Consider the following 683-nt stretch of genomic DNA (forward strand, 5'->3'; position numbering starts at 1 on the left):
GTATTGAACCTAAAATAGGTAATCCTAGTTGCGATTCAACATCTTCTTCTGTCTTAATACGCTTATCTAATAATTCTTTTAAGAAAATAATCAATATTGCTAAAACAATACCAACAATAATGCTGATCACTAAGTTGACAGATACTATTGGAGATACTTTTACAGCATTATCATGTGCTGAGGAAAGTATCGTAACATTATCAACACTCATAATTTTAGGCATATCATGTGCAAAAACTTTAGATATTCTATTAACAATTTTGTCAGATTCAGATTTATTCCCAGTTGTAACTGATACAGTAATAATCTGAGAGTTTGTTTGATTGGTTACTTTTAAAAACGAATTCAACTCAGCTGTTGAATACTGACCATCAAACTCTCTAGATACTTTATCTAGAATTCTTGGACTTTTGATAATTTCCGTATATGTATTAACAGACTGCAAACTACTTTGAACATTTTGGAAAGCTAAATCACTTGAGGACTTTTTCATGTTCACTAGTATTTGAGTAGAAGCAGTATATTTGTCAGGCATAACAAAGAAGGTTAATGCCGTACTTACTACAAGACATATTGCCGGTAAAATAAGCAATAATTTAATATTCTTCTTTAGAATATTTAATAGTTTTACTAAATCAAACTTTTCTTTCATGGTTTCCTCCACATAATCAATCATTGTATTC

1 protein-coding gene is annotated in these 683 nt (G+C 29.7%); it reads right to left on the minus strand.

The features are described from left to right. The coding region (locus IDG60_RS18960; protein ID WP_206161058.1) for a Wzz/FepE/Etk N-terminal domain-containing protein at positions 1-652 on the minus strand (652 nt) is incomplete at its 3' end. Between the last annotated feature and the right edge of the window lie 31 nt (positions 653-683).

This window comes from Staphylococcus sp. EG-SA-2 (assembly GCF_017152085.1).